We start from the raw sequence: 22,141 nt of genomic DNA, 5'->3' as shown, positions 1-22,141 counted from the left end.
TCGTTATAGTTAAAGGGATGAAGTCAAGGGAAAGGGGTTATAAAATGGCAGGACATTCGAAATGGAAAAATATTCAAAACAGAAAAAATGCACAAGATGCTAAACGGGGAAAAGTATTTCAAAAATTAGCCAAGGAAATCTATGTGGCCGCAAAAATGGGTGGTCCTGACCCAAGTACGAATCCTTCCTTGCGACTTGTGGTAGAGAAAGCAAAGGCAGAAAATATGCCCAACGATAATATCGGGCGGGCGATTGACAAGGCTACTGGAAATAAAGATACAGAACATTATGAAGAGATTGTGTATGAGGGATACGGTCCAAATGGCACAGCTGTGATGGTGATGTGCTTAACCGATAATAAAAATAGAACGGCAACAAATGTGAGAGTGGCATTTAATAAAAATGGTGGGAATCTGGGTGAAACAGGCTGTGTCGCTTATATGTTTGATCGAAAGGGATATTTAGCCATTGATCGTCAAGATGTAACCGTAGACGAAGATGATATGCTTTTATCCGTCATTGAAGCAGGTGGCGAGGAAATGGAAACGAGTGACGAAGCTTTTGAAATTTATACAGATCCTGAAAGTTTCATAGAGGTAAAAGAAAATCTAGAAAATCAAGGTTTCACATTTGCCACTGCCGAAATCACAATGGTGCCACAAACCTATACACATCTTGAGGGTGAACAGGCAGAGAAAATGCAAAAAATGTTAGAGATGCTTGAAGATGATGATGACGTGCAGGAAGTGTATCATAATTTTTCTGAATAAACATGACATAAGTCCATTTAATGCAGCGAAAGAGTTGCATTAAATGGATTTTTGTATTTTAACGATTTCAAGAAAATTGGATATGGATGTTATTTTTGGGCAATATAGATTATAAGAATTAAATTTATAGGCAAAGAGGTGATCCGTATGAAATTTACGGGAAAATTGCTTATTTCATTTATGATCTTAATAGTAGTGAGTTTAGCGAATCAGCCAGCATTAGATATTCAAAAGACTCAAGCGCAATCAACAACGATAGAACAGGAGGGAGATTCGGTTTATATCCCTGACAATCCTCTTGAGATTGAAGTTTTGCTGAAAAGAACATATTTAGATGGCGACATGAGTGAAGAATTGGTGACCGAAACCATATGGGCACTAGAAGATTTTTGGGCGAAATATGAAAACTGGCAGTTAGTTGATATAGATGAAAAACGGGTTGTTTTTGAAAAGAAGGTAAATGATATTTCTCCTTTATTAAAGGTCAACGGCTTTTTTGGTCTCCAAGAAGATGGTACATTATCAATCTTTAATGGAAGCCCCGAGCAAGCGGATATTATCCATTCCTTTTTTCAAATTGATATGAGGAAATTAGAGGGGAAGAAAAAGGAAGAGCTTAAAAAGGGGATACCAATCCAAACAAAAGAGACCTTTAAAGAAGTGTTAGAAGTAATGAAGCAATATTCTACTGGAAAAAATGCAGTTGAAAAGAAAAGCCTGACTTTTTGAGAGTCAGGCTTTAAGTTTGCGGTCATAAAGAAGGATTTGTGTTACAATAATGGTTAGCATGAAAGAGGAGAGAAAGTTGTGTACGAGTATATAAAAGGGAAGATCGAACAAATTGGACCTGAGTATATTGTCTTAGAGAATAATGGGATTGGGTATCAAATTTTGACCCCAAATCCATTTGTTTTTTCAAAGAATCAGGATGTTGAAACGGTTGTTTATACATATCAACATGTTCGCGAAGATCTTATTGCGTTATATGGATTTGCGACATTTGAAGAAAAGATTATGTTTAAGAAACTTTTGAATGTCTCCGGGATCGGCCCAAAAGGAGCGTTAGCCGTTTTGGCTTATGGAGAACCAGCTCAAGTAATTCGAGCCATTGAAAATGAGGATGAAAAGTTTCTTGTTAAATTTCCTGGTGTAGGAAAGAAAACAGCTAGGCAAATGATCCTTGATTTAAAAGGGAAATTAAATGATGTCGTGGCGTTGCCGGAAGTGGCTGCGACTGTTCAAAGAGAAGATCTTATTTTGGATGAGCCAGAAGACGAGTTGAAAGAAGCGCTATTAGCATTGGCCTCACTTGGGTATTCAGAACGTGAATTAAAGAAAATAGAGCCGAAACTTCGAGATAAAAACTTAACAACAGACCAGTATATTAAACAGGCGTTACAATTATTAATGACATGATAGAAAGGAAGAGGTAGGATGGAAGAACGAGTATTGTCTAGTGAAGCGATAGTAAATGATCTTTCTTTTGAACAAAGTCTCCGTCCGCAAACTTTATCCCAGTATATCGGACAAGATGAGGTAAAGAAAAATTTAGCTGTTTTTATTGAAGCGGCGAAATTGAGAAAAGAAGCCCTAGATCATGTGCTGTTATATGGGCCACCAGGACTTGGGAAGACGACCCTAGCTGTTGTCATCGCTAATGAAATGGGAGTCAATGTGCGGACAACATCAGGTCCTGCGATTGAAAGACCAGGTGACTTAGCGGCTATCTTGACTTCTCTTGAACCAGGGGAAGTATTATTTATTGATGAAATTCATCGTTTACCTAGGGCAATTGAAGAAGTGTTATATCCCGCAATGGAAGACTATTGCTTGGATATTGTCATAGGGAAAGGCCCAGAATCTCGATCTGTTCGCCTCGATCTTCCACCTTTTACGCTTGTTGGCGCAACAACAAGAGCTGGTTCTGTCTCGGCGCCATTGCGTGATCGTTTCGGTGTCTTAAGTCGTTTAGAATATTACACAGAAGATCAACTAACGAATATAATCCATCGTACGGCTGAGATATTGGAAACAGCGATTGAGGGACAGGGTGCAATTGAAATCGCCCGACGCTCACGTGGAACGCCACGGATTGCGAATCGATTATTGAGAAGGGTACGTGATTTTGCTCAAGTAAGAGGGGATGGGGTTATCACCCGCCAACTTGCAGATCAAGCCTTGGAATTACTACAAGTTGATCGTTTAGGTCTTGATAATATTGATCACAAACTTTTAAAAGGGATGATTGAAAAGTTTCGGGGCGGACCGGTTGGGTTGAATACTATCGCCGCAAGCATTGGAGAAGAGGCGATGACCATTGAAGACGTCTATGAGCCTTATTTATTGCAGATCGGCTTTTTACAAAGGACGCCAAGGGGAAGAATGGTGACAGAGCTTGTGTACGAACATTTTCATTTAGAGGTGCCGGAAAAGTGAATGGGACAGCAAAACTTCTCATGATTATAGGCGGAATTATTTTTGCGGTCGGTTTTCTTGCTCAATTTGTAAAAATAGGTAAACTACCTGGTGATATTCTCGTAAAGAAAGAAAATTTCACATTTTACTTCCCGGTTGTGACATCCATCCTCTTAAGTGTAATATTAACAGTGGTTCTTTATTTAATCGGGAGGTTTAAATAGTCGTGAAGTTAGATCAGTTTGATTTTGAATTACCAGAAGAATTGATTGCACAAGTTCCTTTGGAAAATCGCGCAGCAAGCAGATTAATGGTTTTGGATAAGCAATCAGGTGATATAAAGCATGAGATTTTCAGCGATATTACAAAGTATTTACAAAAAGGAGATTGCCTGGTTTTAAATGATACAAAGGTGCTTCCAGCTAGGTTATTTGGTTTAAAAGTTGATACAGGTGCCAAAGTTGAAGTATTATTATTGAAACAATTAAATGGGGATCGGTGGGAAACGCTAGTAAAGCCTGCCAAAAGATTGAAAAAAGGTATGACGCTAACATTTGGTGACGGTCAGTTACAGGCTGTTTGCCTGGATGAATTAGAGCATGGTGGCCGTATTCTAGAATTCCAATATGATGGAATTTTTTACGAAGTGCTCGATCAACTTGGTAAAATGCCCCTTCCCCCATACATCAAAACACAGCTTGAAGATCAAGACCGCTATCAAACTGTCTATGCGAAGGAACGAGGATCGGCAGCTGCTCCAACTGCCGGGTTGCATTTTACCGAAGAGCTCCTTGAGGAAATACGTGAAAAAGGGATACATATTGCTTATATTACCCTGCACGTTGGATTAGGGACATTTAGACCGGTCAATGTAGATGATATTGAGGAACATGATATGCATTCCGAGTTTTATCGAATGTCGGAAGAGACGGCGTCGTTGTTGAATCAGACAAGGAAACAAGGGGGAAGAATTATTTCGGTCGGTACTACTTCTACAAGAACCCTTGAGACAATTGCAACCGTTCATAATGGTCATTTTGAAGAGGCAAATGGTTGGACAGATATTTTCATTTATCCTGGGTATGAATTTAAGGCGATTAATGGAATGATCACGAATTTCCATTTGCCAAAGTCAACCCTCATTATGCTTGTGAGCGCTCTTGCTGGACGAGAGCCTGTTCTCCATGCGTATGAAGAAGCAGTAAAAGAGAAATATCGCTTTTTTAGCTTTGGAGATGCGATGTTATTGATTTAAGTTTGAGTGCTTGTTTAAAAAGGAGGATAAAAAGGACCAAGTCGGCTAAAGGCGCTGACGTCCTGTCAGCAACGCCGACACTAGTACGTCCTGTACGTCGAAAGTTCGAGGCGGCGCAGTTTCGAGCAGCGGACTTGTACAGGATGTACTGACTTCCGTGTTGCCCACAGGACGTGGGCGGTTTTAACGGAAGATCCTTATCACCTGATACATGAGCAGCGCAGAAACAAGCCAACGAAGAAATTCGCAGTGTCATTTTTACCGGACTTTATAAACATCCTCTTAGAAAGGATTGGAAAGATTGAGCGCGATCACATATGAATTAATTAAAACCTGTAAGCAAACAGGAGCAAGGCTTGGGGTCCTACATACCCCGCACGGGTCCTATCCGACACCGATGTTTATGCCAGTAGGCACCCTTGCGACAGTTAAAACAATGTCACCCGAGGAATTGAAACAAATGGGGGCAGGCGTCATTTTAAGTAATACGTATCATCTCTGGCTTAGACCTGGTCATGAGATTGTGAAGGAAGCTGGTGGCCTGCATGCCTTCATGAATTGGGATCAAGCGATCTTAACAGACTCGGGAGGCTTTCAAGTTTTTTCTTTAAGTGAGTTTAGAAGGATTGAGGAAGAGGGCGTCCATTTCCGCAATCATTTAAATGGAGACAAGCTGTTTTTATCTCCGGAAAAATCGATGGAAATTCAAAACGCCCTTGGATCTGATATTATGATGGCATTTGACGAATGTCCACCATACCCTGCTACTCATGATTATATGAAAAAATCGGTTGAACGAACCTCTCGCTGGGCCGAGAGATGCCTAAACGCTCATAACCGAACGGAAGATCAAGGACTTTTTGGAATTGTGCAGGGTGGAGAATTTGAAGATCTGCGGAAACAGAGTGCCAGTGATCTTGTTTCACTCGATTTTCCTGGTTATGCCGTTGGCGGTTTATCAGTTGGTGAACCGAAGGATGTTATGAATCGAATGTTAGAGTTTACTACACCATTATTGCCTAGCAACAAACCACGTTATCTTATGGGAGTAGGTTCTCCGGATTCCTTAATTGATGGAAGTATTCGTGGAATTGATATGTTTGATTGTGTATTACCAACAAGAATTGCAAGAAATGGAACATTGATGACCTCTAATGGGAGATTAGTGGTTAAAAATGCAGCCTATGCCCGCGATTTCAATCCAATCGACGAAAACTGTGATTGTTATACGTGCAGAAATTATAGTAGAGCCTATATTCGCCATTTAATTAAATGTGACGAAACATTTGGAATAAGACTTACGACTTACCATAATTTGCATTTTCTGTTAAAATTGATGGAGCAAGTCCGACAAGCGATTAAAGAAGATCGCCTAGGTGACTTCAGAAAAGAATTTTTTGAGCGTTATGGGTTTAATTCTCCCGACGCGAAAAATTTCTAATATAGATTTTATAAGAAAAGGAGGTTTTTTTAATGGAACAATTAATCGGTTTATCACCTTTTATTATTATGATCATCTTGTTTTACTTCTTATTGATTCGGCCAAACCAAAAGCGTCAAAAGGCCGTGAATGAGATGCAAAGCAATTTACAAAAAGGGGACAAAATTGTCACAATTGGCGGCTTACATGGTCGAATTGAAGCATTAGATGAAGGAACCATTGTGATTAAATGTGGCGATGGTAGCAAACTTACATACGATCGTAACGCGGTCCGTGAAGTACTGGAATCTAATAATAGTGTACAAGCATAAATGCTTATATAAAAAAGAAGCTGATTTCGTTTGCACAGCTTCTTTTTGTTTTTTATTTAAAATTTGAATTTGTTTTTTATTTAAAATTTGAATTGGATAAAATATTCACCCCAAGAACGCCTCCCATTGTAGCTGTTAAAATATAGCAGATATGATAGATGAATTGCTCTAATGAGAAGAAATTGCTATGCCCCAAAAATTGGTAAGATAAAAGAATGAGCGAATAAAGTACCCCTGTGGCCCCTCCGATTAACCACCCTTTTTGTTTTCGTTTTCCCCCACTAATAAAACCACCGAAAAAAACAGCAAAAAATGAAATGATGGTAATTAAAAGGCTAATGGACTTTTCCTGTGTATCACTAAATTGCAAAACGAGTGAAAAAATAAGACTCGACAGTACCGCAAAAAGTAAAATTGTCATTAATCCATATACAATCGAAACTGCAAAGTTTTTAATTTCGATTACCACTCTCTCCCTTCCACAATCAACATATATCTATCTGTACAAGCTTATTCACGGAAAAAAATATTAGAAGTATTTGTCTTTCTTTTTCTCGGAAAAATCGCTTTTATTACTTGATATCCGGGACATACTAAAAAGGCTATGAATAAGGGAGGATTATAAAATGGAAAAATTTTTAATTATTATTGCACGAGTGGTCATTTTGTATATTCTTTTACTTGTTATTTTTAGATTGATGGGCAAGCGGGAAATCGGTGAATTAAGTATTTTAGATCTTGTCGTATTTATAATGATGGGGGAAATGGCCGTTATTGCGATTGAGCAACATAAAGATCCCTTATCCCATACAATCGTTCCTATGATCACACTTATGCTCATTCAATTAGGGTTAGCTTTAATTTCTTTAAAAAGTCGCAAATTTAGAAGGTTGATGGATGGAAAGCCGTCATTAATCATTAACAAAGGAAAAATTGATGAAAGAGAAATGAAAAAATTGCGCTATAATTTTGATGACCTGCTCACTCAGCTTCGGCAGAAGGATATCACCAATATTTCAGATGTAGAGTTTGCTATTCTAGAGACCTCTGGGGAACTTTCTGTTATTAAGAAGGATAAGAAAACCAAGACAGCCTCTTATACCCTTCCACTTATCTTAAATGGCGAAATTCAACCAGAACATTTGGATGAGGTAAATAAGGACGAATCTTGGTTAAAAAAAGAACTGGAACAGCGTGGACATCATCATATTGAGCAAATTTCTTTTTGTAGTTATCAAGATGGAAAGTTTTTCGTAGATTATGATGATTCAAAGTAATCATCTTGCCGTTTGGGGCCAACTGGATGTTGGTCAAACGGCGTTGCCACACGACGTGGCGCATTTAGCCGTTGATCCCTTGTTCATCCTTTTGGCTGGCAATCGTCATCACATTTCTAGCCGTTCATCCCTAACAGGCGCTTGCACTTTTGTTATTATTTAAGAATCCGATTAAAGAATGGTAAGCGAATTAAATCACCTTTTGTTAATAATTTAAAAGCAAATATAAAAATAAGATAGATGCAGGAAACAAGTACAATCCCAATAGTCAGGAAAAGTAGGGTAGGGTAATAGTCAAACACATACCGAAGATAAAAGATTCCGGAAATCCCTGATAATAAGGTGGCTAGAATAAATTTTGCATACATCCCTATATAGACAGTGAATTGTATTTTTTTAAGGACAGTTGCAAAATGCAAAAGTGTTACAAGCACTGTCCCTGCTGCCATACCAAGCGCAACCCCATTTATCCCAAATGCTGGTTGGGAAGCAAATACAAAGATCACGAGTATCTTTAGAACAGAACCGATCAGACTATTAATCATCGCGGCGCCAGCTAAATTGAGCGCTTGTAAAATGGCGCTGAATGGCCCTTGGAAATAGGTGAATAAAAAGAATGGAGCAAGAAATTGAATGAATTCGTACCCATCGGATGTTCCGTAAAACCATTTCATCAAAGGTTCAGCAAACACATATAAAATCACCGTTGATAAACAGCCAGCCATTAAGACGAAACGTAAAGATTGCTGAAAGCGGTATTCTACCATCAATTGGTTTCTATTGGCATTGGCCTCACTAATTTCCGGGACAAGAGAGGTAGACAATGAATGTGTAAAAAAGGAAGGAAGGGACAACAAGGGTAAAGCATAACCAGTTAAAAGACCGTATTGTTTCGTCGCTACCCCAGCTGCAATGCCAGCTAAGAGCAAACTATGTGAGACAACAATCGGTTCTAGAAACCAGGTAACGGATCCAATTAACCTTCCACCGGTTGTGGGCAAAGCCACATTCATCAGTTCTCCCAATGTTTTTTTCCCATCCGTTATAGATTGAAAAAATCTTTTACGTACCCTAAACTTTTTCTTTGCTTTAAACATAAGGAATAAGTAAATGAACGAAGCTAGTTCTCCAATGACAGATGCGCCCATTGCTGCAGCGGCTGCATACTCAATTCCCATTGGCAGGAATTTTTTGGCAAGAAAAGCAATTAAAGCTATTCTCACAACCTGCTCAAGTACTTGAGCAATCGCTGCGGGCTTCATATTCTGTTTGCCTTGAAAATAGCCGCGGATGACCGATGAAACGGCGACAATCGGGACGATTGGAGTAATGGCCATTAATGGGTAAAGTGTTCTACGGTCAGTGAATAAGGTTTCGGATAAAAAAGGAGAAATGAGCATTAAAGTAGGTGTAAGAATGAGTGATAATATACCTGTCACAGCTAGAGAAACGGCTAATATTTTTTTTGTTTTTTGCCTTTCTCCCCTTGCCTCTGCTTCCGCAACTGCTTTTGAAATGGCTACAGGGAGCCCTAATTGAGTAATCGTAATGACAAGGAAGAGGGTGGGAGATGACATCATAAACAATCCTACACCTTCTGCCCCTATCACACGTGCAATCACAATCCTATTAATAAAGCCAAGAAGTTTTGTGATAAGTCCTGCTGCCATTAAGATCATGGTTCCCTTTAAAAATTTATTCATTTCGTTCCCTGCCTTCTCAAAACTGTTCCATTCGATTACAATGAAGTATATGCTAGTAGGTGGACAAAGCATGACAAGTTATCTGAGAACATTTTTTAAGAGGATGTTCAAAAAGTCCGGTAAAAATGACACTGCGAATTTCTTCGTTGGCTTGTTTCTATGCTGCTCATGTATCTAAATGCATACATTCCGCTGCTCGAAACTGCGCCGCCTCGAACTTCTTGGTCCTTTTTATCCTCCTTTTTGAACACTCACTTTAAACGGGGGGCGAATACTTTGAACACAAAACAGGGGCATCCTTATGATTCTTACTTCCAAATACTTGGTCCCATATTACAAAGTAAACTTGAGGAATTTGCTGTTTTAGGTTATGGGACCATCGGTAAAATGGAGTTATGGACGTTTCTTACACAGAAGAAATGGAAAAAATTTAAAGAAGGTATTAGAATCTATGAGTTAGTCTCGGATATTCTTTCAGTGAAGGTGGGAGATTATATGAATTTCGCGACAGTAGAGGCCTATAAAGCTCCAGATTTGTTCTCGGAATTAGATTCAAAGGAGTTAAAAGAATTGCTTCATACTAAAAACGAAATAGATTAGACGAGGGTTATTATAAATAAGGAATTGATTGACAGCTTTTTTTGACTGATTCATAATAATCATATTGACTTTATTATCGAGGATTGAAATATAGGGTCTTGTGTTCATTTATGGCGAGGGGGATTTATCAATAATGGTAAAAAGAAGTAGAATTGTCGTCTTTTTTCTTATTATCCTGTTACTAGCAGGCTTAGGTGGTACGACAACCAATGAGATTATAAAAAATATTAAATTGGGGCTTGATTTGCAAGGCGGATTTGAAGTTTTGTATGAGGTAACACCCGCCAATAAAAATCAAAAGATAGATAAGGAAACGCTTGTACATACAACCGAAGCATTAAATAAACGAATTAATGTTTTAGGAGTAAGTGAACCAAATATCCAGATAGAAGGTACAGACCGGATTCGAGTACAATTGCCTGGAATAGAAGATCAAAAACAAGCGAGGGAAACAATTGGTACGCAAGCTGTATTAACCTTTAGGGATGTAAATGACAAAGTCATGCTTGATGGAACAGACCTTGTTGAGGGAGCCGCAAAACAGTCATTTAAAGCAAATACGAATGAACCGATTGTTTTAGTTGAACTGAAAGACCGGAAAAAGTTTCGTGATGTTACGCAAGAGATCGTAGATAAGGCACCAAATAATATCCTTGCGATTTGGCTGGATTTTGAAGAAGGAGTGGACTCTTACAAAGAAGCTTCTAAAAATGGAAATCCTAAGCTACTCTCAGACCCTTATGTAAGACAAGTATTCAATGATACAAGTGTATCAATCGAGGGAAACTTTACAACGCAGGAAGCAAAAGACCTAGCCAATCTTTTAAATGCAGGGGCATTACCTGTTAAATTAAAAGAGGTTTATTCTACTTCAGTCGGTGCTTCTTTTGGTGAGCAAGCTCTAAGTAAAACTGTGAATGCTGGTATTTTAGGTGTTTTACTTATTTTTATCTTCATGATTGCTTATTATCGTCTACCAGGTATTGTAGCAACGGTGACCCTTTCGGTTTATATTTATTTAATTCTACTTGTGTTTGATTTAATGGGAGCTGTTTTAACTCTTCCTGGAATTGCTGCTTTGATACTAGGAGTCGGGATGGCAGTAGATGCTAATATTCTTACGTATGAGCGGATTAAAGAAGAAATAAAAGTAGGAAGATCCCTTTCATCAGCTTTTAAAGCAGGTAGTAAGTCATCTTTCACAGCCATATTAGATGCCAATATTACAACATTACTGGCTGCTGGCGTTTTATTTTATTTTGGAAGCAGCTCTGTTAAAGGTTTTGCAACGATGTTAATTGTCAGCATCTTAATGAGTTTTTTTACAGCTGTTTTTGGTTCAAGGTGGTTGCTAAGCCTATTAATCGACAGCCGCTTTTTTAAAGATAAACCAGGCTGGTTCGGAGTGAAACGTGGATCTATCTTTAATTTGTCTGAAAATAAGACGACACATGATTTAGCAACTCCGTTTGATCGTTTTGATTTTGTGAAACACCGGAAGAAATTTTATGTATTTTCATCGATTTTAATTGTTGCAGGAATTATTGTTTTAGCGATTTTCCGTTTGAATTTAGGAATTGACTTTTCAAGTGGAACTAGAGTCGAAATTGATACTGGAAAACCTACTACTACTGAAGCGATTAGTAATGACTTGAAAGAATTTGGGATTGATACACAGGATATCGTGTTGGCTGGGGATGACCATGAAATCGGTGTTGCCCGATTTAAAGATAAAGTTTTAAATAAAGAAGAAATTGCTCAATTTAAAACGTATTTTAATGATAAGTATGGAAAGGAACCAAATGTAAGTACAGTGTCACCAACGGTAGGAAAAGAGCTTATCAAAAATGCCTTTTACGCTTTATTAGTAGCATTCCTTGGGATTATCATCTATGTCTCTTTCCGCTTTGAGTTCGCGATGGGCTTTACATCAGTATTAGGGTTACTTCATGATGCTTTCTTTATTGTTGCGGTCTTTAGTTTGACGCGGTTAGAGGTTGATTTAACGTTTATAGCCGCCGTCTTAACGATCGTTGGTTATTCGATTAATGATACCATTGTTACCTTTGACCGAATAAGGGAGAACATGACCGCAAAACGGCGATTGAAATCGGAAGAAGATATTGCGATGATCGTAAATCAGGGATTACGGCAAACATTGACTCGCTCAATTAATACAGTGTTAACAGTCATTGTCACAGTTGTGGCCTTATTAATTTTGGGTAGTGAGTCGATCCGGAACTTCTCCTTTGCCTTATTAGTAGGACTATTAGCAGGAACCTATTCGTCCATCTTTATTTCGGCTCAATTATGGTATGATATGAAAGTAAGAGAGTTAAAAAAGAAAGGTCCCATTGACACTGTCAAAGAGAAAAAGAAATGGACAGATGAGCCTCAGGTATAAGTTGAGATAAAAAATCAATGAGTCATTGGCGTTTACTTATAGACATGATAAAACCGCAGAGTACTGCGGTTTTACCTATTAAAGGATGCTCAATATTAATCCATATAACTTGAATGAATGAAGATGGATCCAATCCTCAAAGGAGTGAAAAGATGTTACAGCCAAATAGTCGCTGGATCGTTCGTGAAGCGAATCAGCAGCTAGTCAAAGAATTATCAGAAAAACTGGAAATTGCTCCTCTTGTAGCTACTTTGTTAGTAAATCGCGGGATTACTACGATAGAAGCAGCAAATTCTTTTTTGAATGCAGAAAAAGAGAAGATACATGACCCTTTTCTTTTTCAAGATATGAAAAAAACAGTTGAACGAATTCAACTAGCCATTCATGAACAGCAACCGATCTTAATATTCGGTGATTATGACGCCGATGGTGTCACAAGTACAACGGTGTTGTTAGAAACATTATCAAAAATGGGTGCAATTGTTACTTATTATATACCTAATCGTTTTTCAGAAGGATATGGTCCGAATCAGCAAGCTTTCCAGAAAGCATATGAAGAAGGAATACAATTAATCATAACGGTAGATACTGGTATTGCTGCCTTAGATGAGGCAAAACAAGCAAAAGATTTAGGAATAGATTTAATTATTACAGACCACCATGAAGCTGGCAAAGAGCTTCCTGAAGCATTTTCGATTATTCATCCGAACATTCCGGATTCTACTTATCCTTATAAAAATTTAGCGGGTGTAGGTGTTGCTTTTAAATTAGCCCATGCTTTACATGGTGATCTTCCAGAAGATTTACTTGATTTAGTTGCGATTGGAACGATTGCGGATTTAGTGCCTCTTTACGGTGAGAATCGTACACTTGTCAAAAAAGGTTTAAAGATATTGGCTGGGACAACACGTCTAGGCTTACAGGAATTATGTCAATTAGCGGGAAACACAATGTCTGAGATAGATGAAGAAACAGTTGGTTTTACGATTGGGCCGCGTTTGAATGCTCCAGGTAGACTAGAGCATGCAGGTTCTGCCGTTCAACTGTTAAAAACGAATAATTCTACCGAAGCAAAAATGCTAGCGGAAGAAATTGATCAGATGAACCATGAGCGAAAACGGATTGTCTCAACTATATCGAATGAAGCGATTCAAATGGTTCAAAATCATTTTGATCTTGCAGAAAATAAGGTCATTGTCATAGGAAAGCCAGATTGGAATTCGGGTGTGATTGGAATCGTCGCTTCTAAATTAGTGGAAAAATTTTATCGACCGACCATTATTTTAAGTTTTGATGAAGAAACTGGGATGGCTAAAGGATCTGCAAGAAGTATTCAGGGCTTTAATCTATTTGAAAATTTATCCGCTTGTTCTGACATCCTTCCTCATTTCGGTGGACATGCCATGGCGGCAGGGATGTCTTTAGCCATTGAAGATGTCGATGTCCTTCGTCAAAGATTAAACGAAGCAGCTAATGAGCAACTCAAAACCGAAGATTTTATACCAGTGACCGAGGTAGAGGCGACCATTTCCCTTAAAGAGATAGATATTTCTACAATCTCCCAGCTAGATAAGTTGGCACCGTATGGAATGGGAAATCCCAAACCACAAATTCTTATTGAAAATGCAACGATTGCAGAAAGAAAGAAAATTGGTGCGAACAAAAATCATTTACGGATGACCCTTGCTCAAAACGATGATTTACTGGACGGTGTCGGCTTTCAATTAGGCCATCTTGTACCAGATATCTCCCTTGGAGCCACAACATCTGTTATCGGAGAACTTTCTATTAATGAATGGAATAACCAGAAGAAGCCGCAGATTTTCTTGAAAGATGTCTCCATTAAAGAATGGCAGCTATTTGATTTACGGGGAAGCCGACAATTTGAACAATGGATTAATTATCTAAAAGAAAAACAAGGACTGTTTATCTTTTTCTCAGAAAAGAACTTTCAGACATATGGTTCTAATCTCGAAAGTGTATGTATAAGGGAGAAAGAAGTAGCCGAATATTTAGATATAAATGGAAGAAATATTATTTTATTTGACTTACCTGTACAAATCACATTTTTAGAGGCACTTGTAAAAGATAAAATGCCGGCATCCATCTATGCGCATTTTCTTCAAGAAAAAAATCATTTTTTTGCGACCGTACCGACTAGAAATCATTTTAAATGGTATTATGCATTTCTATTAAAAAGAGGAACCTTTGACCTAAAAAAATATGGGGAAGACCTAGCTACACACCGTGGATGGTCAAAAGAAACGATTTTATTTATGTCAAAAGTGTTTTTTGAATTAGATTTTGTTACAATAAAGGATGGGTTTATTAAAATAAATCCCCAAAAAGGAAAAAGGGATTTGGAAGATTCACCTACATACAAAATGAAGCAAGAACAGATAAAAATGGAAAAAGAATTTACTTATTCCACATATAATGAATTAAAAAAATGGTTTGATGAAAGGCTTGCACAAAAGGTGTTGGCAGAGGAGGAAATAAGCGCATGGATTTAAAACAATTTATCACGATCGTACCTGATTGGCCTCAAGAAGGGGTAGTTTTTAAAGATATTACGACTTTAATGGACAATGGGGAGGCCTATCGGTATGCAACAGACCAAATTGTCCAGTACGCAAAAGAAAAAGAAGTTGACATTATTGTCGGACCGGAGGCGCGGGGTTTTATTATTGGTTGCCCTGTGTCCTATGCATTAAGCTTAGGTTTTGCTCCCGTTAGAAAAGAGGGGAAACTCCCACGCGAAACAATCAAGGCTGATTATGGAAAGGAATACGGTAAAGATAAATTAACCATTCATAAGGATGCCATTAAGCCAGGTCAACGGGTGTTAATAACAGACGATTTATTAGCTACAGGCGGAACCATTCTAGCAACGATAGAACTTGTCGAAAAATTAGGTGGGATTGTGGTTGGGATCGCTTTCTTAATAGAGCTTTCCTACTTAAACGGAAGAGAAAAGCTTGATGGTTATGATATACTTTCATTAATGACTTTCTAATTCATATAGTTAGGGCTGTCCAATGTAAACACTCTAAAGCTCAGAGTAACATTGTGACAGCCTTAATTATTAGCCCGGCAGGATGCGGGGCCAGAACGGCGCCCTTGCGACGTACAGGGATGTACTAGTGCAGGAGAAACAACAGGACGTTGCGTTTTGCGCCTGCCGCCAGACGACGCGAACGCCGTTCATCCTGCTGCCTTGCGTTTTTCTTATCGTAAATATGGAAATTTAACTCATTTTATGTAAAAATGGCTGTAATCAAATTTTTTTGAAAAAAAGTACCATTTTATAACAGAATGTCTTAATATTCGATATATACATATTAAAAAGCATTGCATGGTAATTATTATTTGAATAAAAGGTGATCCTCATGGCAAAAGACCAAAATATATCGGCAGAAGATGTAATCAATAAAACAAGTGAATATTTAAATGAGGAAAACGTTGCGTTTGTTAGAAGCGCCTATAAGTTTGCTGAGAATGCTCATAAAGATCAGTTTCGTAAATCCGGTGAACCTTATATCATCCATCCTATTCAAGTGGCTGGGATTCTCGCTGATTTAGAAATGGATCCAGCAACAATCGCAGCTGGTTTTCTCCATGATGTGGTAGAGGATACGGAAGTATCGTTAGCTGATATTTCCAATGATTTTTCCAGTGAAGTAGCTATGCTCGTTGATGGTGTAACGAAATTAGGGAAAATCAAATACAAATCACATGAGGAACAACAAGCTGAAAACCATCGGAAAATGTTTGTGGCTATGGCACAGGATATTAGAGTTATTCTGATTAAGCTAGCTGATAGGCTTCATAATATGCGAACACTAAAGCATTTACCACCTCATAAGCAAAGAAGAATCGCGAATGAAACACTTGAGATATTTGCTCCACTTGCACATCGCCTCGGTATTTCAAAAATCAAATGGGAATTAGAAGATACAGCATTGCGCTATTTGAATCCCCAGCAATATTACCGGATTGTCAACTTAATGAAGAGGAAAAGAGAAGAGCGAGAACAGTATTTAGAAGATGTTATGGCAGGAGTAAAAGAAAAATTAAACGAGATGGAAATAAAATCGGATGTATATGGTCGTCCAAAGCATATTTATTCTATTTACCGTAAAATGGTTGTTCAACATAAGCAGTTTAATGAAATCTATGATTTATTAGCTGTACGAATTATTGTCAATAGTATTAAAGACTGTTATGCCGCTTTAGGCATTATTCATACTTGTTGGAAACCGATGCCTGGCCGTTTTAAGGATTATATTGCGATGCCTAAGCCAAATATGTATCAATCTCTTCACACTACGGTGATTGGGCCAAAAGGCGAGCCTTTAGAAGTGCAAATCCGCACAAAGGAAATGCATCGTATCTCTGAATACGGGGTTGCCGCTCACTGGGCCTATAAGGAAGGGAAAACCAATGATTCGAAGGACACACTTGATAAAAAGTTGAGTTGGTTCCGGGAAATTCTAGAGTTTCAAAATGAAACAGATGATGCGGAAGAATTCATGGAATCTTTGAAAATAGACTTATTTTCGGATATGGTTTTTGTCTTTACGCCAAAAGGCGATGTTATTGAGCTTCCAGCCGGTTCAGTGCCGATAGATTTTGCTTATCGCATTCATTCTGAGATCGGAAATAAAACCATAGGGGCCAAGGTAAATGGTAAAATTGTAACGCTTGACTATAAATTGAAAACAGGAGATATCATTGAAATATTAACGTCCAAGCACTCCTATGGTCCTAGTCAAGATTGGTTAAAACTTGCACAAACCTCTCAAGCTAAGAATAAAATTAGACAATTTTTCAAGCGACAACGGAAGGAAGAAAATATAGAAAAAGGTCGCGAATTAATTGAGAAGGAAATAAAAGAATTAGAATTTGAAGTGAAAAAGGTTATGACCTCTGAAAATCTGCAAAAAGTGGCGAACAAATTTAATTTTTCGAATGAAGATGATATGTTCGCGAGTGTGGGTTATAATGGCATATCCGCCCTTCAAGTTGCGAATCGTTTAACTGAAAAATTAAGAAAGCAGCGGGATCAAGAAGAAAAGATAGAAGAAATGATAGCTGAAACGAAGAAAGATTCACGTTCTAAGCGTCATGATGCCGGCGTAAGAGTGAAAGGAACGGATAATCTTTTAATTCGTCTTTCGCGCTGTTGCAATCCTGTACCTGGTGATGAGATTATTGGTTTTATTACAAAAGGTAGAGGCGTTTCTGTTCATCGTGCGGATTGTCCAAACATTGATGTAGAAGAGATGAGCAATCGCCTTATTGAGGTTGAATGGGAAACAGCTACCCATAATCACAAAGAGTATAAAGTTGATATTGAAATTACTGGGTTTGATCGTAGTGGATTGCTGAATGAAGTTTTGCAGACAGTCAGTGGGACGAAGACGAATATTACAGCTGTCACCGGACGAGCTGATCGGAATAAAATGGCCACCATCTTAATGACCATCTCCATTCAAAATATTGGTCATCTGCATAAGGTCGTCGATAAAATAAAGCAAATACCAGACATCTATTCCGTACGTAGAATTATGAACTGAAGGAGTCTATAAAGAATGAAAGTAGTCTTACAAAGATGTAAAGAAGCAAAAGTGGTTGTAAATGACGAAATTGTGGGAGAAATTGGACGTGGATTCACGTTATTAGTTGGTTTTCAAGATGGTGATACAGAGCAATCCTGTGATTGGATGGCCGAAAAGATTGTTCACTTACGTGTATTTGAAGATGAAAACGAGAAAATGAATCGCTCTTTACTTGATGAGGTAGGTTCTATATTATCTGTTTCTCAATTTACACTTTATGGGGATTGCACGAAAGGGAGACGCCCCAATTTTATGAAGGCTGCCAAGCCCGCAGAAGCGGAAGCCTTGTATGACTATTTCAATAAAGTTTTGCGAGATAAAGGGGTGCAGGTCGCAACAGGTATTTTTGGAGAAATGATGGATGTATCACTCGTAAATGAGGGGCCTGTCACATTGATTCTTGAGAAATAAACCGATAAAAAACTGGTGAGTAAAAAAATCTCACCAGTTTTTTTAGGCTTTAGAAATTAGCATATAGTGTGTTCAACTTCTGATCGGGTGTTAAGGTCTCAGGATATTACCTACTTTATTGATTAAAATACTTATTCAATCCTTCAAGAATGGCATTGGTTACCTGCTCTTGGAATGATTGAGATTTAATAATTGTCTCTTCACTAGGGTTGCTTAGATAACCTAACTCAAGCAAGATTGATGGTTGTGTATTCTCTCTCAAAACATAATAATTTCCGAAACGAGCCCCACGATCATCAAGCTTGACCATATTTGTAATTTCGTTATGGATAGTTTGGGCTAGCATCTTATCTTGCTCATTGTAATAATAAGAAGTATGCCCCTCTACCTGATGCTCATCTACACTGTCAAAATGTAAACTAATAAAGGCGTCTGCCTGTTCACGGCGTGCTTGGTCTGTCCTCGATTCTAAGCTAATATACTCATCTGTAGAACGAGTTAGGACCACATTAAAGCCGGCTTTATCTAATTTTCGAGCAAGAAGATTTCCTACCTCGAAGGTTAGATTTTTTTCAAGAGTCCCACTGGCACCAGTGGCCCCTTGATCTCTTCCGCCGTGACCGGAATCAATGACGATCGTTTTAGCTCCCGGTTTTCTTTTGAACTGAAGATTACCTTCTTGAGATGCGACAATCCAACTTGCCACATATCCTGTTTTCCCAGAGGCATATTCAATTTTATACCAGTCCCCGTTTTTTTCTAACGGGTAAAATGTTTCGCCTGCCGAAACTTGTGTCATAATTTTTGATTTTAAGGCAGGTTTTTTTCGTATATTTGTACCGTCATACAAAATACTAATCGGAGTTGTTTGGGATGTAGAGGACTCACGATCCCCCGTACTAATATAAGTACTATTTACCCACGCGATTTTGGATTGATATTCAATTTGACTCCAGTCATTTTGATCTCCAATTTTTTTCACTTGATCCCCTTTATAAAGGACTCCAATTTTTGTACTTGCTGAGTTAGGTTCAGATCTCACATTCAAGGTATCTGTATTGACCGTTGCCATGACTGTTTTTGAATTAGTTTGTCTCTCCGCTAACCAGTCTGCGATCCAACCTGTTTGATTGGACGCCAATTTGATTTTATACCAGCCATCTTTACTCTCTAAAAGAGAATAGGTTTCTCCCTTATGGAGTTGGGTAACAATAGAATAAGTAGTCCCAGGCTGCTCGCGAACATTGACAATATCACCTGTAATTTTGATGATTTCAGAATTTGCCGATGTGATAGTGGAATAATACATAATAATGGCTATAAATAATGCTATAAACGTTAAAATAATAGCCCTTTTTTTCACGCAAAAGAAACCGCCTTTCTTAAAACTTACATCTATGATTTTTTATTGTATCAGCTTTCATAGATCATTATCAATCTAAGTATTCGTGATTTTTGTTTAAAATCCTTTTTTATAAAGTTTTTTAAAAAGGACATACTACAATTAATTAATGAAAGAGAGGATAAAATAAATGAGAGCGAATGAGAAAAATCAAACATTAATGTATAGTTCCTCACAACTCATTCAGATGGATTGGCAAGATAACTGTGAAAAAAACAATATGGATTTATTAAATAAAACCATTCATGAATCCGGTTTAGCTTTGTCGGAAATAAAGGCTTGGAAAAAAGGTCTTCATCGCTCTTAAAATATTTGGAAGCTATTGACAAAGAAGCACGAAATTCGTATGATGAAATAATCAAATTACAATATTAAGCTGATGAGGGAAAAAGTAATTAAGAATGGTCAGAAAGAGAGGAAATGCCTCGGTTGAAAGCATTTCTCTGATATATTTCTTAATGAAGCACATTCCGTAGGCTTCCTCTTCGAACCCATAAAGTGTGTGTTCAAAAAGGAGGATAAAAAGGACCAAGAAGTTCAAGGCGGCGCAGTTTCGAGCACAAGGAAAGCTTCCCTGAATCCGCATCGCACGAAGGAAAAGTGGTTTTCTTTTCCGAGGAGCGGACTTGTACAGGATGTACTGACTTCCGTGTTGCCCACAGGACGTGGGCGGTTTTAACGGAAGAGCCTTATCACCTGATACATGAGCAGCGCAGAAACAAGCCAACGAAGAAATTCGCAGTGTCATTTTTACCGAGGCCTGCAGGACGCAGGTCACAAAGGCGTTGCGACAGGATGTCGCGAATTTAGCCTTTGATCCTTACTTTTTGAACATCCTCTTAAAGGCAGTAGAAGCTGGACGTACACAGGCGATAACGGTTAAAGTGAAAGCTGTAAATATATAGCTTTAAAAAGGGTGGCACCGCGGGAAAAACTCTCGTCCCTTGTTTTTCGGAACAAGGGATGGGAGTTTTTTTGTAGTAAGAAAAGCGCAAGCGCCCGTTTAGCGACGTACAAACTTTTTAGGGGCCTGACGAGATAAAGGAAACACGATGAACCCAAAGGGTGAATCGATGTTGACTTATCGTAGGAAGGCACCGAAAGTTTGCTAGTCGCTGGGCGCTGGAGCTGGATGTCAAACCGCAACGTAAACAGTTATCCACAAGCGACAAATTTTATAAATTCCTTAACCATAAGAAAAGCGCAAGACGCCTGAGGCTGGATAATAAAAATAAATGCAAGGGGGATATAAACATTGACGATTCAAATACCTAGAGGTACACAGGATATTTTGCCGGGGGAAGTAGAAAAATGGCAATGGATCGAGGAAACAGCAAAAAAAATATGTCAATTATACCAATATCAAGAAATAAGAACGCCTATTTTTGAACAAACTGAATTATTCCAACGTGGCGTCGGGGATACGACCGACATTGTCCAAAAGGAAATGTACTCCTTTCAAGATCGTGGTGGAAGAGATTTGACATTGCGGCCAGAGGGAACAGCAGCGATTGTCCGTTCTTTTACGGAAAATAAAATGTTCGGTTTACCCAATCAACCTGTTAAGCTTTATTATCTTGGACCGATGTTTCGCTATGAGAGACCGCAGTCTGGTAGATACAGACAATTTGTTCAGTTTGGTGTAGAAGCTTTGGGGAGTATGGATCCGGCAATAGATGCCGAAGTGATTGCTTTAGCGATGGAATTCTATCGGAGTTTAGGACTTAAACGATTAAAGCTTGTCATAAATAGTCTTGGCGATCGTGAAAGTAGAAAAGCTCATCGAAATGCTTTAATTCAGCATTTCCAGCCGCGAATCAATGAGTTTTGTTCAGATTGCCAAGAAAGACTAGAAAAAAACCCGCTTCGCATTTTGGATTGTAAAAAGGATCGTAAGCATGAGTTAATGGCATCAGCTCCATCTATTCTCGATTTTCTAAATGATGATTCATCCACTTATTTCAAGCAAGTTCAACATTATTTAAACGCAATGAATATTGAATTTGTTGTCGATCCTACTCTTGTAAGAGGATTAGACTATTACAACCACACTGCCTTTGAAATTATGAGTGAAGCGGAAGGTTTTGGAGCGATTACGACTCTTTGCGGTGGGGGGAGATATAATGGTCTTGTGAAAGAAATGGGGGGACCTGACACACCTGGGATCGGCTTTGCTTTAAGTATTGAACGATTAATTCAAGCATTAGAGGCGGAAGATGTTCCGATGGAAAATAACAAACAAATGAATGCTTACATTATTGCCCTTGGAGAAAAAGCAAAAGATTATTCGGTTGCGTTGTTACAAAATTTACGTCGAGATGGTCTTTCAGTGGAACGCGATTATATGGATCGAAAATTAAAAGCGCAATTCAAAGCAGCTGAACGTCTAGGGGCACAATATGCTGTCATCATTGGAGATGATGAATTATCCTCAGGTGTAGCAACAGTAAAAAACCTTGTTACAGGGGAACAAAAAGAAATGGCTTTGGAAAATCTTAAAGAGGGATTATTAGACTAAATTGATGGGGGGA

General features: G+C 38.4%; 20 protein-coding genes. 17 read left to right on the top strand and 3 right to left on the bottom strand.

All coding sequences use genetic code 11. The features are described 5' to 3' along the window. The first annotated feature begins 44 nt into the window (after nt 1–44). From KI363_RS01120 to yajC, 8 genes are all read left to right on the top strand, one after another. Nucleotides 45–770 (top strand): YebC/PmpR family DNA-binding transcriptional regulator, encoded by a 726-nt coding sequence (locus KI363_RS01120; RefSeq protein ID WP_212964988.1) that lies wholly within the window; start codon nt 45–47, stop codon nt 768–770. Nucleotides 771–917: 147 nt separating this feature from the next. After that, the gene (locus tag KI363_RS01115; RefSeq protein WP_246516655.1) at nt 918–1,499 is read left to right on the top strand and encodes an intercompartmental signaling factor BofC; all 582 of its coding nucleotides are present in this window, start codon (nt 918–920) and stop codon (nt 1,497–1,499) included. Between the two features lie 78 nt (nt 1,500–1,577). After that, a complete protein-coding gene (gene ruvA / locus KI363_RS01110; protein ID WP_212964986.1) occupies nt 1,578–2,186 on the top strand; it encodes a Holliday junction branch migration protein RuvA in 609 nt (202 codons plus the stop codon). A gap of 18 nt (nt 2,187–2,204) precedes the next feature. Then, nucleotides 2,205–3,206, top strand: coding sequence for a Holliday junction branch migration DNA helicase RuvB (gene ruvB, locus KI363_RS01105; protein WP_212964984.1), 1,002 nt, complete (start codon nt 2,205–2,207; stop codon nt 3,204–3,206). Next, entirely contained in the window at nt 3,203–3,409 is a 207-nt protein-coding gene (locus tag KI363_RS01100; RefSeq protein WP_212964982.1) for a DUF2905 domain-containing protein, read from the top strand. Before ruvB ends, KI363_RS01100 begins: the two co-directional genes overlap by 4 nt. A gap of 2 nt (nt 3,410–3,411) precedes the next feature. Further along, the gene (gene queA / locus KI363_RS01095) at nt 3,412–4,440 is read left to right on the top strand and encodes a tRNA preQ1(34) S-adenosylmethionine ribosyltransferase-isomerase QueA (RefSeq protein ID WP_212964980.1); all 1,029 of its coding nucleotides are present in this window, start codon (nt 3,412–3,414) and stop codon (nt 4,438–4,440) included. 301 nt (nt 4,441–4,741) lie between these two features. Then, nucleotides 4,742–5,881 carry a tRNA guanosine(34) transglycosylase Tgt gene (gene tgt, locus KI363_RS01090; RefSeq protein ID WP_212964978.1) on the top strand — a complete coding sequence of 380 codons (1,140 nt, stop codon included), beginning with the start codon at nt 4,742–4,744 and terminating at the stop codon, nt 5,879–5,881. A gap of 32 nt (nt 5,882–5,913) precedes the next feature. Then, complete coding sequence (gene yajC, locus KI363_RS01085; RefSeq protein ID WP_158322120.1) at nt 5,914–6,192, top strand: preprotein translocase subunit YajC; 279 nt, start codon at nt 5,914–5,916, stop codon at nt 6,190–6,192. A 76-nt stretch (nt 6,193–6,268) separates the two neighbouring features. Here the strand turns inward: yajC and KI363_RS01080 are convergent, their stop codons facing one another. After that, on the bottom strand, nt 6,269–6,661 hold the full coding sequence (locus KI363_RS01080; RefSeq protein ID WP_212964976.1) for a TIGR04086 family membrane protein: 393 nt from the start codon (nt 6,659–6,661) through the stop codon (nt 6,269–6,271). A gap of 157 nt (nt 6,662–6,818) precedes the next feature. Here KI363_RS01080 and KI363_RS01075 point away from each other — a divergent pair, with 157 nt between their 5' ends. Next, nucleotides 6,819–7,469 (top strand): DUF421 domain-containing protein, encoded by a 651-nt coding sequence (locus tag KI363_RS01075; RefSeq protein ID WP_212964974.1) that lies wholly within the window; start codon nt 6,819–6,821, stop codon nt 7,467–7,469. A gap of 155 nt (nt 7,470–7,624) precedes the next feature. On the opposite strand, the gene spoVB is transcribed toward KI363_RS01075, so the two are convergent. Continuing rightward, nucleotides 7,625–9,172, bottom strand: a complete 1,548-nt coding sequence (gene spoVB / locus KI363_RS01070) for a stage V sporulation protein B (protein ID WP_212964972.1) — start codon at nt 9,170–9,172, stop codon at nt 7,625–7,627. A gap of 276 nt (nt 9,173–9,448) precedes the next feature. On the opposite strand from spoVB, the gene KI363_RS01065 reads away from it, so the two are divergent. From KI363_RS01065 to dtd, 6 genes are all read left to right on the top strand, one after another. Continuing rightward, complete coding sequence (locus KI363_RS01065) at nt 9,449–9,772, top strand: post-transcriptional regulator (protein ID WP_246516653.1); 324 nt, start codon at nt 9,449–9,451, stop codon at nt 9,770–9,772. Nucleotides 9,773–9,905: 133 nt separating this feature from the next. Further along, the gene (gene secDF / locus KI363_RS01060) at nt 9,906–12,176 is read left to right on the top strand and encodes a protein translocase subunit SecDF (protein ID WP_212964970.1); all 2,271 of its coding nucleotides are present in this window, start codon (nt 9,906–9,908) and stop codon (nt 12,174–12,176) included. 152 nt (nt 12,177–12,328) lie between these two features. Then, complete coding sequence (recJ, locus tag KI363_RS01055) at nt 12,329–14,689, top strand: single-stranded-DNA-specific exonuclease RecJ (protein WP_212964968.1); 2,361 nt, start codon at nt 12,329–12,331, stop codon at nt 14,687–14,689. After that, nucleotides 14,680–15,192, top strand: coding sequence for an adenine phosphoribosyltransferase (locus KI363_RS01050; RefSeq protein WP_158323354.1), 513 nt, complete (start codon nt 14,680–14,682; stop codon nt 15,190–15,192). The genes recJ and KI363_RS01050 overlap by 10 nt, the downstream gene beginning before the upstream one ends. A gap of 373 nt (nt 15,193–15,565) precedes the next feature. Next, on the top strand, nt 15,566–17,755 hold the full coding sequence (locus tag KI363_RS01045; protein ID WP_212964966.1) for a RelA/SpoT family protein: 2,190 nt from the start codon (nt 15,566–15,568) through the stop codon (nt 17,753–17,755). Between the two features lie 15 nt (nt 17,756–17,770). Then, entirely contained in the window at nt 17,771–18,208 is a 438-nt protein-coding gene (dtd, locus tag KI363_RS01040) for a D-aminoacyl-tRNA deacylase (protein WP_212964964.1), read from the top strand. 115 nt (nt 18,209–18,323) lie between these two features. Here dtd and KI363_RS01035 read toward each other — a convergent pair whose 3' ends face one another. Then, on the bottom strand, nt 18,324–19,571 hold the full coding sequence (locus tag KI363_RS01035) for an N-acetylmuramoyl-L-alanine amidase family protein (RefSeq protein ID WP_212964961.1): 1,248 nt from the start codon (nt 19,569–19,571) through the stop codon (nt 18,324–18,326). A gap of 169 nt (nt 19,572–19,740) precedes the next feature. On the opposite strand from KI363_RS01035, the gene KI363_RS01030 reads away from it, so the two are divergent. Together KI363_RS01030 and hisS are read left to right on the top strand one after the other, a co-directional pair. Beyond that, nucleotides 19,741–19,917, top strand: a complete 177-nt coding sequence (locus KI363_RS01030) for a hypothetical protein (protein WP_191967529.1) — start codon at nt 19,741–19,743, stop codon at nt 19,915–19,917. 948 nt (nt 19,918–20,865) lie between these two features. Beyond that, nucleotides 20,866–22,128 carry a histidine--tRNA ligase gene (hisS, locus tag KI363_RS01025; RefSeq protein ID WP_158323350.1) on the top strand — a complete coding sequence of 421 codons (1,263 nt, stop codon included), beginning with the start codon at nt 20,866–20,868 and terminating at the stop codon, nt 22,126–22,128. Nucleotides 22,129–22,141: the final 13 nt, after the last annotated feature.

Source organism: Lederbergia ruris, assembly GCF_018332955.1.
Lineage (GTDB): Bacteria > Bacillota > Bacilli > Bacillales > Bacillaceae_C > Lederbergia > Lederbergia ruris.
The sequence above is the reverse complement of the archived record's forward strand: the minus strand, read 5'-3'. Positions and strand labels throughout refer to the sequence as shown.

What these genes read in the sequence shown, in the direction of transcription:
- KI363_RS01120 (WP_212964988.1), top strand. Translation starts at nt 45, where the DNA reads ATGGCAGGACATTCGAAATGGAAAAATATTCAAAACAGAAAAAATGCA.
- KI363_RS01115 (WP_246516655.1), top strand. Translation starts at nt 918, where the DNA reads ATGAAATTTACGGGAAAATTGCTTATTTCATTTATGATCTTAATAGTA.
- ruvB (WP_212964984.1), top strand. Translation starts at nt 2,205, where the DNA reads ATGGAAGAACGAGTATTGTCTAGTGAAGCGATAGTAAATGATCTTTCT.
- yajC (WP_158322120.1), top strand. Translation starts at nt 5,914, where the DNA reads ATGGAACAATTAATCGGTTTATCACCTTTTATTATTATGATCATCTTG.
- KI363_RS01075 (WP_212964974.1), top strand. Translation starts at nt 6,819, where the DNA reads ATGGAAAAATTTTTAATTATTATTGCACGAGTGGTCATTTTGTATATT.
- spoVB (WP_212964972.1), bottom strand. Translation starts at nt 9,172, where the DNA reads ATGAATAAATTTTTAAAGGGAACCATGATCTTAATGGCAGCAGGACTT.
- secDF (WP_212964970.1), top strand. Translation starts at nt 9,906, where the DNA reads ATGGTAAAAAGAAGTAGAATTGTCGTCTTTTTTCTTATTATCCTGTTA.
- recJ (WP_212964968.1), top strand. Translation starts at nt 12,329, where the DNA reads ATGTTACAGCCAAATAGTCGCTGGATCGTTCGTGAAGCGAATCAGCAG.
- KI363_RS01050 (WP_158323354.1), top strand. Translation starts at nt 14,680, where the DNA reads ATGGATTTAAAACAATTTATCACGATCGTACCTGATTGGCCTCAAGAA.
- KI363_RS01045 (WP_212964966.1), top strand. Translation starts at nt 15,566, where the DNA reads ATGGCAAAAGACCAAAATATATCGGCAGAAGATGTAATCAATAAAACA.
- dtd (WP_212964964.1), top strand. Translation starts at nt 17,771, where the DNA reads ATGAAAGTAGTCTTACAAAGATGTAAAGAAGCAAAAGTGGTTGTAAAT.
- KI363_RS01030 (WP_191967529.1), top strand. Translation starts at nt 19,741, where the DNA reads ATGAGAGCGAATGAGAAAAATCAAACATTAATGTATAGTTCCTCACAA.